This is a genomic window from Paenibacillus prosopidis (genome assembly GCF_003337375.1).
Classification (GTDB): Bacteria; Bacillota; Bacilli; order Paenibacillales; family Paenibacillaceae; genus Pristimantibacillus; species Pristimantibacillus prosopidis.
This window is the reverse complement of record NZ_QPJD01000037.1, coordinates 1-8,658: the sequence shown is the minus strand read 5'-3', so window position 1 is coordinate 8,658 and position 8,658 is coordinate 1. Positions and strand designations below refer to the sequence as shown.

10 protein-coding genes are annotated in these 8,658 nt (G+C 43.5%); 9 read left to right on the top strand and 1 reads right to left on the bottom strand.

The genetic code is table 11. The annotated features are described in order from the left end of the window. The 5 genes from DFP97_RS31080 to DFP97_RS29530 form a co-directional block, all read left to right on the top strand. On the top strand, nucleotides 1–777 hold a 777-nt coding region (locus DFP97_RS31080), incomplete at its 5' end, for a glycoside hydrolase family protein (RefSeq protein ID WP_484216280.1). A gap of 204 nt (nucleotides 778–981) precedes the next feature. Next, complete coding sequence (locus tag DFP97_RS29545) at nucleotides 982–1,416, top strand: extracellular solute-binding protein (RefSeq protein ID WP_114384245.1); 435 nt, start codon at nucleotides 982–984, stop codon at nucleotides 1,414–1,416. Nucleotide 1,417: 1 nt separating this feature from the next. Then, nucleotides 1,418–1,912, top strand: coding sequence for a hypothetical protein (locus DFP97_RS29540; protein WP_114384244.1), 495 nt, complete (start codon nucleotides 1,418–1,420; stop codon nucleotides 1,910–1,912). Nucleotides 1,913–2,065: 153 nt separating this feature from the next. Further along, entirely contained in the window at nucleotides 2,066–2,452 is a 387-nt protein-coding gene (locus DFP97_RS29535; RefSeq protein WP_114384243.1) for a carbohydrate ABC transporter permease, read from the top strand. 198 nt (nucleotides 2,453–2,650) lie between these two features. Then, the gene (locus DFP97_RS29530) at nucleotides 2,651–3,214 is read left to right on the top strand and encodes a carbohydrate ABC transporter permease (protein WP_181873736.1); all 564 of its coding nucleotides are present in this window, start codon (nucleotides 2,651–2,653) and stop codon (nucleotides 3,212–3,214) included. A gap of 252 nt (nucleotides 3,215–3,466) precedes the next feature. Here the strand turns inward: DFP97_RS29530 and DFP97_RS29520 are convergent, their stop codons facing one another. Then, entirely contained in the window at nucleotides 3,467–3,661 is a 195-nt protein-coding gene (locus tag DFP97_RS29520; protein ID WP_114384240.1) for a hypothetical protein, read from the bottom strand. Between the two features lie 345 nt (nucleotides 3,662–4,006). On the opposite strand from DFP97_RS29520, the gene DFP97_RS29515 reads away from it, so the two are divergent. The 4 genes from DFP97_RS29515 to DFP97_RS29500 all read left to right on the top strand — a co-directional run bounded on the left by DFP97_RS29515 (nucleotide 4,007) and on the right by DFP97_RS29500 (nucleotide 7,525). Further along, complete coding sequence (locus tag DFP97_RS29515; protein WP_114384239.1) at nucleotides 4,007–4,255, top strand: hypothetical protein; 249 nt, start codon at nucleotides 4,007–4,009, stop codon at nucleotides 4,253–4,255. 108 nt (nucleotides 4,256–4,363) lie between these two features. Further along, nucleotides 4,364–4,648 (top strand): hypothetical protein, encoded by a 285-nt coding sequence (locus DFP97_RS29510; protein WP_114384238.1) that lies wholly within the window; start codon nucleotides 4,364–4,366, stop codon nucleotides 4,646–4,648. A 470-nt stretch (nucleotides 4,649–5,118) separates the two neighbouring features. Further along, the gene (locus DFP97_RS29505) at nucleotides 5,119–5,679 is read left to right on the top strand and encodes a hypothetical protein (RefSeq protein ID WP_114384237.1); all 561 of its coding nucleotides are present in this window, start codon (nucleotides 5,119–5,121) and stop codon (nucleotides 5,677–5,679) included. Between the two features lie 214 nt (nucleotides 5,680–5,893). Beyond that, entirely contained in the window at nucleotides 5,894–7,525 is a 1,632-nt protein-coding gene (locus DFP97_RS29500; protein WP_114384236.1) for an ankyrin repeat domain-containing protein, read from the top strand. Nucleotides 7,526–8,658: the final 1,133 nt, after the last annotated feature.

Genomic DNA, 8,658 nt, shown 5'->3' with positions numbered 1-8,658 from the left:
TGCGCAGGGAATTCTATCCCTTCAGACTATTCCAAGTCGAAGCTCGATCTCTATAAGAGCACGGATCACGGCAAGACATGGTCGTTCGTCAGCTCAATCGCTTCCGGCGGAAGGCCGAAATCGGAAAACGGTTACACGCCGGTTTGGGAACCGTTCCCGTTGGTGGCGGACAACAAGCTGATCGTTTATTATTCCGACCAACGAGATCCTAAATATGGCCAAAAGATTGTTCATCAAACATCTACTGACGGAATAAACTGGGGCCCCGTCGTAGACGATGTGACTTCCTCGTTGTATATAGACCGTCCGGGAATGCCTGTAGTCGCACAAATGGGTAACGGCAACTACATTATGACTTACGAAGAATGTGGAGTGAAAAATTGTAATGTAGCGTACAAGATTGGACCTGACCCTGAAAATTTCGGATCGGCAACATCAGTTGACTTAACGACGAAGGACGGCTTGAGACCATCTAGTTCTCCCTATGTCGTATGGCTCCCGACAGGGGGTCCGAACGGCACGTTGGCCGTATCCGCTTATGGCGCCGACAGAGTGCTGTTCCTAAATACGCAAAACGGCGAGGAGGGAACTTGGACCGTAATCAAATCCAATACGGAAGGTGGTTACAGTCGCGGGCTTGTACCAATGTCTGACGGGCACTCGTTGTTCGTGATCTCAGGAGGCCCGCTTGGCACCGACAAAACCAATTCGGTTACGTACGGGATCGTCGATTTGAGAGGCGGCAATTCGGATGGGATCGTGACGCCTACAAAATGAATAACGTCAACTCAATCTCCATGATCGGTCATGCCGGTTCTAAAACTATGAGGAGGATTTAGGTGAATAACGAACATTTTCTCTCATTTTGGTAACTCTTTTAAGCGCTTTCTTGGCATTAACGGGATGTGCGGGCCTTCAAAGTAAAACTGAAACATCCGAGGTTGATTCAAAAGCCGAAAAAATTCCTCTGAAAAAGTCACGATCCGGACAACAATTCCTCCGGCTGAGCTAAGCCAGGAGCAAATTAAAGAATTTGAACGGGAATACCCCAATATTAAGATTGAACAAATACCGGCCGATGAATCCAAACAGATGGCGATGATCGCATCTGGTACCGCTCCTGACGTTATTCGAATTAGCGGCGTCCAACAATTTCCAACTTATGTTACAAGAGGCCTTGCTTTAGATCTTGATCCTTATTTCGCTAAAAGCAAGTTAATAAAACAAGATGATCTTCTGCCGATTGCCAACTTTTTTAAATATAACGGTGTTACATCTGGTTCTGGAAACTTCTTCGGATTGCCCAAAGACTGGAGCCCGGACCAAACCCTTTTTATCAATAAAAAGTTGTTTGCTTCGGGCAGGCATTCCAGTTCCGGACCCGAAAATACCGCTCGCCTATTCGGAGCTTTATGACTTGGCTCTGAAGCTTAAGGAGAGCAATGGAGGAAAATCGGTCCTTGCCGGCATGGATGGCGACGATCTGTTCTCGGTTACGAATGTTCAGATGCAGCTGCAGCAAATCGGGAAATCTCTTTGGTCGGACGATCAGAAGAAGGTTCTGATCAATAATAATGACGTCAAGGCGATTCTGGAGCGCATTAAAAAAAATGTTCAATCTAAAGCGCTGGTAAGCCCTGTCAATCCCACTCCTTCCTGGTTAGGTCAACCTTTATCGACGGCCAAATTGCAATCGCCCAGACAGGGTACTGGTTCTCAGGGATGCAGCGATGCGAAGACAATGAGTCATCTGGACGACTACATGATGCTGCCGGCCCCGGTCGTGGATGGCGGAAGCCGTTACAGGCGGTCTCCAATCACTCGAAGCAACCTTGATTATCGGAATAATAACCGTCCCTATGGGATTACTCGTCGGTTTCAGCCTCGCCCTGTTGCTCAATACCAATATTAAGGGTTCCGGCATCTTCCGGACGATTTACTATTTTCCATCCATCATACCTGGAGTAGCTAAGGGTCTTATTGGCGCATTCTATTCAACCAAGACGGAGGAGCCTTTAATAAACTGACCAACTTCTTTGGCCTTGATCCGATCAACTGGCTTGGCATGGAGTGGAGCCGCAGATCGCTCATCATCTATATGACCTGGTCGGCGGGAGGCGGGATTCTGACCTATCTTGCGGCTTTGAAGGGTGTTCCCAAAGAGCTGTATGATTCAGCTTCCATCGACGGCGCAAATTCTTTCAAAAAATTATTCAAAGTCACAACCCCTATGTTAACCCCTGTCATATTTTTTAACTTGGTCAACGGACTTATTGCGGCATGGCAAATTTTCGCCCAGCCAATCTTTCTTGCGGCCTACGCCGGCAGTTTGCTGGCTGTGCCGAATGACATCTACCAACAAATATTCGTCAATCAACGGTTCGAATATGAACTTTCCATGAAAGCAACCGAAGGACAAGAAGAAGGAGGTTGCCGTTCTTGCTTAACATAAATGCGAACAGTAAGAGCGTAACCACGATCTTTTTTCTATGTGCACTTGTCCTTTCCTTCATCTTTCTGGTTCCGCTTTACTTTACATTCGTCAACTCCTTTAATGGCGTTCAATCATCGCCGGTTCTGTCGCTGCCGAAAATATTGCACCCTGAAAATTTTGTGCTGGCGATTACAAAAATTCCGTTCTGGCGAATATTTGAAAAGCTCTTTGATTATCGTCGGTATCTCCGTATTTTTCGGTGTATGGATAAATTTCATTCTCGGGTATGCTTTCTCGAGGCTGCGGGCACCCGGCAAAGATTTGTGGTTTGGTATTCTCATTTCGGTTATGATGGTGCCGGGTTTTGCTACCTCGATTCCGACTTATGTATTGTTCAGCAAACTTCAAATCACCGACTCCTATCTGATCTGGATTTTGAACGGCATAGGCGGCAGCCCCTTCTATACGTTTCTGTTCCGCCAATTTATGCAGACCGTTCCGAAAGAACTGGAGGAGGCCGCGCGAATTGACGGCTGCAGGACGGCAGGCATTATGTTTCGGATTTTTCTGCCACTCACGGTACCCGTAGTCGCTGTTGTTTTTATGTTCGAATTTCTTAACTCATGGGGGGACGTGGTTCAACCTTTCATGTTTCTAAATGAGACTCGTTGGCCGCTCTCGACTGCGCTGCTCGGCGTAAGATATACACTTCCTAGCCGCATCCTTGTTATTCATGATTCCATCGGTAATCGTTTATATCACAGGACAAAAATATATTAAAGATGGCATGATCACTTCCGGATTGAAAGGGTAAATGTAGGAGGGAAAGCGGCTTCGTGGCTGTAAAGAATACGGAAATTTTTGGTATCTCTATCCCAAAGAACAAATCCTTTTTTGACTAAAGTATTGATTGCGATTTTTACCCGACCATCCGTCCGCTGAGCTCGATGACTGATATGCGTGACATCAATTGTAAATGGATCGTTGCGGTATGTGTTCCACAGTATCGTTAAGACTTTGCGAGCTACATCATCAAGCATGGCGCTTCACCAGCTCTACATCGATAATATGGTCCAGATTAAATATTCGTGGTACGTTCACCTCATAACAAAAAGCTTTGACCTTCCCATTCGGTACATCCTGAACTCTTATAAGACGAATGGATATATTGCGTTTTTTGCCCTGATAGAAAATCTGCACTGTTCGATCTATATAATTTTCAATCATGATCACTACCCCTCAATAAGAACATTTGTTCTTATTATACACCGTAATGTATGTGAATGATCAAGAACAGAAATTTTTAACTTTCTGGAAACACTAGATCTATCGAACCAGGATCAGTTTGGATTTTCACACCGCACGCAGCTCCCAGCGTGCGGTGTTTCGCTGCATGTCGGCTGTCGGTCGACCAAAAGACACGACGACAGCCTGTCAGATGATCGGCTGCGGTTTCCATTGAACTAACTGGCAGATTAGTTTGGTTTAACAACGGGGATTATTCCCTTTTTAAAAAATATAAATATTCAATTATAATCAAAGGAAACGAAAGAATTATGGTGATTTGAAAAAATGAAAAATTGGGAAAATGTAGGGCGAGCCTTAACAATTTTTATTGTATTGACTTTTCTTTCTTCGTATCTTGATGAAGTGGGTATTTCCCTTTGGCTTAAATATGTATGTATAATTTTTGTTCTTTTTGGAGTATTTATTTTTTTATCTAAAATAAAAATCCTTCAAAAAGAAGTAAGCAATAAAGTAGCTGTTTTAACTATAATTGGTTGGTTTGCGGCTATAGCCGTTTTTTATTTACTCTACTAACGGCCAGAAGGGCTGCCGATTGGCAGCCCTTCGCTCAGCTAACTGGCAGAATAGTTTAATCAATTATTCTTTAAGTTTTTAATAATTTTGAAGGAGAGTTTGTTTTAGATGAACAACCTTAAGTTTTTTGTTTATCAAGTTTTACTTTCATTTCTCGGTATTGCAGTTGATATTCTGTTTAGAGAATTTATATATGAATCGTCCTTTTTTAATAACAGATATATTCCAGCACTAATTGAGACATCAATAAATGGTGTCTTACTATATTTTATGTTTAAATTATATTCTTCTTTAAAAACAACTAAATTACGATACAAGATTTTAATACATATTGCTGCTTTTATTTTAGGAGCAATATTTGTAGGACTAACGGGGAGTCTTGTGGGCATATAAACCTCTATAAAGGAGATTATTGAGAGTGAAGACAGGAACCAATCAGTGGCTTAAGAGTAGCGCTTTATTCGTTGGCGATCTTAATAACGCTCTACTTAACAGTGATACTTCTGCCTGAGATTGAACATTAATGAGAATGCTTCAAGAGCATTATTTATTATCACAGTCGCAATTTTCTTTACGAAGTTAAAAGAGAAATAGTGGATTAAAACAGTCGTATTGATTTTAGGTTTAGTGGGATTTTTCATACTGATTATCTTGTTTGTGCCTTAAATGACTGGAGCAGGCAGCAGCGCGTCGTTGCGCTAACGGGTACGATAGTTCAGTTCCGAAAGGGCTGCCGTGGCAGCCCTTCGCTCCGGTAACTGGCAGTAAAACGCAAAACTGAAAAGGCAAAGGTGAATGTAAATATCTCACCCGATGGGGATGGCCGTAATAATTTAGATGCAATTCAACCTGGAGTGATTTAGATGCAATTCAATATGATAACTTATATAGATGCTTATGATGAAAAAGGAGTGTATTTTGAGTACGAACACCCACAAATTTTAAGCGACGAGGGTGTAATCGAAACGGCCCTAGCTAACTTAGCTGCACAAGCTGATGATACATATTTTGTCGGTATCATTGACCTCAATATTAATGGTGAACTTTTTGCAGGCGGTCGGCTAGACACATCCTCATTATTATTGACTTGGGAGGATTTTATTCGCTTTAAAGAGTTGATATCAGAAGGAAAGGCAAAGATTACCTACTTAGATTTGGCTGTGGATTTTTATATAGTACCAGTAGTAGGAGGATACCAATTAAAGACCTTTCAGATGGACTATGAAGTAGATGAAAATGATTATGTAATCTCTTCGACTACACGAGAAATATTGAGTCCCATTATTCCAATTGACATTTTTGAAAAAGAGGTTGGCCGAGCTTGTGGCGAGTTTATTCAATTCTGCGAAAATGCTAAGCTCCCTGTGAATAAATCTGATTTAGCTTCTCTTAAAGAATACCAATTAGCTTTTGTGACTATTTAGACGATACAGATTATTTAAGATCAATTTTGAAAATGCAAACTAGCGTTGCAGAATTAATTCCGCTAAACGGGTAACGTTAGTTGACACCGAAAGGGCTGTCGCGTGGTAGTCCTTCATTACGCTAACTGGCAGGATAATTTAACCACTACACGAATACTTCAGATATGTCACTAGCAACGAAGAGAATAATCGAATCAATAAGGAGGGTGAATCGATGTTGGACCGATTGAACCCGCCAGATGAGCTACCCAAAGATGACTATATACCTGAGACTGGCGAGTATGGCAGTAACATATGGCGTATGTTGGTTGCTTGTGATAATGGAGACGTCGAATTGGCAGAGAGGCTGTTGGAGCGTGACGTGTCGCTTGCCAACTGCAGCTGGGGGTATATTTCGCCGCTTCAATTTGCTATACGGGAAGGGCATGCAAATATCGTAAAGCTGCTTTTAAGGTATGGAGCGGTTGTGGCGGATAAATCTGCACTCAGCTGGCAGGATATGCCTTTGCAAAAAGCGATCGACCGAGAACAGGACGAGATCGAAGAAATATTAAAGGGATATCTGCAGCGGACACTACATAGCAATGCGCTTGGCGAGACTGTCGCTGCAATGATTCGCGAACGAAACGAGAGCGGAGTCTTACAGTTGCTTGATCGCGACCCAGCTGCGCTTCATTCCAGCGATGAGCGGGGCAACACGCCACTTCACTGGGCTGTTTTGACCAGGCAACTGAAGCTAATCGATTTAATGATTGAGCGAGGCGCCGATATCGAATCGGTTCGCGGGGACGGCTGCAAACCGGTTCATCTGGCGATATCAGGTGACTACTTTTATCGGCCGCATCGAGATCTTCCTGCGGATGCGATACGCAACCACTGGTTTATGGTCGGTTACCTTATTTCTAAGGGCGCCAAATATGAGATCGGCACGGCTGCGGCTGTCGGCGATGCTGAATATGTGAATCGGCTGCTTACGCACGATCCGGGGCAAGCGAACGTCAAGGATACGTCAGGTCGGTCGTCACTCTACTATGCTGCCAAACACGGGTATGTACATATCGTAGAGGCGCTGCTCGAGTACGGAGCCAATCCGAATCAGTCTGAGACGGAAGCACCGCGGGGCGGAGCGCTCCATGCAGCTGCGAGCGGCAATCATTTATCGTGCGCCAAGCTGCTGCTTGCGGCTGGAGCTGATCCGAACGCGGAGGTTGAAGCATCCGGCAACGCGGTATATATGGCGATGAGCCACGGCTTCAATGATATGCAACAGATGCTGTACGCTCATGGTGGGGTAGTGTCGCTAACATCTGCATGCGCGCTTGGTAGGATCGATTTGGTTGGCGAAATATTAGCGGTTAATCCGGCAGCCGCGAATGCGGGAGACTACGGTCCATTAGCGCAAGCGGCCAGTTGTGGCTATACTTCAATTGTCCAGCTGCTGTTGAACTATAAAGCCGACTTGACAGGGCGGTGGTATGCAAGCAATTATATGAGCTACGCCTGCCGATTCGCCGGAAACGAATTGGTGAAGCTGCTACTCGATCACGGAGCGGATCCGAATCATACGAATTGGCTCGGTATCAGCTACCTACATTTGCTGGCGATGCAGGGAGATACAGAGCTTGTTTGTCTGATGCTCGACTACGGAGCGGAGATCGACGCCGTGGATAAGGAGCATTGCACAACCCCGCTCGGCTGGGCCGCAAAATACGGCCAGCGTGACATGGTTGCTTTTCTGCTTAATCAAGGTGCCAGTAAGTCGCCTGCCGGTGTAACGGAATGGGCGTTACCGCTCAAATGGGCAGAGCGCAGAGGACATCGAGAGATTGTGGACATGCTGTCTTGAAGGATAGCTGGAGTCTGCACATTGACCGAAATTAGATGAAGTCAATACTTGATAAACTGATCACTTAAAAAGGGATCACCGGCCGCGCAGTCTGTAGATCCCTTTTTCCTTCGCTGAAGTAACTGGAGTTTGGCGTAACTTTTAATTTAATGTTGCGTCATAAATTAAAACAGTATCAATTGGAGGGATAATCATTAAGACGATTGTTTTTCGTGGATTATTTTTATCGTTTCTATCTGGGCTCTGTATATTCTTTGTTGATGAGTTATATAACCACAAAGAGACTCAAAAAATAATCATGGATATTGAAACGAATCCTCTTTCCAACATCTCTCAATACTTACCAAGAAAATATTACTTGTTTACTGACTATCTTTGGTTAGATGTAGGCGTTACTTTTGTTGCTTCGTTTTTACTCTTCTTTATTACGAGCACTATCTTGAAAAACACCAAATCACTAACCTAACGGGTACAAGAGCTCAATAACTCCTCATTAAATAATTGAAGAAATAAGGCCTTAAAATGTATTTCAATTGTAACTTTCGTTTTATCTCCTGTTAATGTTTTCAGGGTAATATAGACCTTGACCCCCTTGATATATAAACTTGAACCCGCGGCCCGTTGCTTAGCGGGTTCCTTTTTTGTTTTAAACATTCCTTTCAATGTGTTGCTTTATTGAAGTAACGGGCAGATTAGTTCCAATATGTGGTATTATAAAAATTGAGAGTTGGTTGACTTGGGCACATGGAGATGGAGATTAATTGGACCGTAATAAAAAGCAATTTAATTATCTGATTTTGTTGTTTTTATCGATTTTGTTCCTCAGTATCGTCATCGTAATTTATTTCTTATACATGTTGTTCGAATTGCTACTAGGGGATTTATCCATTTAAGACCGCGGTGCAGATGCTCCATTTTTTCACTCAACTACCATGAAAATTCATATCGCAGGTGACTAGTAAAAAAGACAAAACTAAAGAGAGACGCAGTTCGTTAATTTTTTAAAAAGTACAGCGCCTGAATTCAATCAATATTACTTTAGGTGAATTAAGGGTTAGGAAACTTCTGAAATGGTAACGGCAAACCCTAAGCTTTCTAGTCTTCGAACCGAATTGCGTACAACTGCTGCTTGC

Bases quoted from the DNA above. Each gene is read 5' to 3' on its own strand.
- DFP97_RS29535 (WP_114384243.1), top strand. From the start codon at position 2,066: ATGGAGTGGAGCCGCAGATCGCTCATCATCTATATGACCTGGTCGGCG.
- DFP97_RS29520 (WP_114384240.1), bottom strand. From the start codon at position 3,661: ATGATTGAAAATTATATAGATCGAACAGTGCAGATTTTCTATCAGGGC.
- DFP97_RS29515 (WP_114384239.1), top strand. From the start codon at position 4,007: ATGAAAAATTGGGAAAATGTAGGGCGAGCCTTAACAATTTTTATTGTA.
- DFP97_RS29510 (WP_114384238.1), top strand. From the start codon at position 4,364: ATGAACAACCTTAAGTTTTTTGTTTATCAAGTTTTACTTTCATTTCTC.
- DFP97_RS29505 (WP_114384237.1), top strand. From the start codon at position 5,119: ATGCAATTCAATATGATAACTTATATAGATGCTTATGATGAAAAAGGA.
- DFP97_RS29500 (WP_114384236.1), top strand. From the start codon at position 5,894: ATGTTGGACCGATTGAACCCGCCAGATGAGCTACCCAAAGATGACTAT.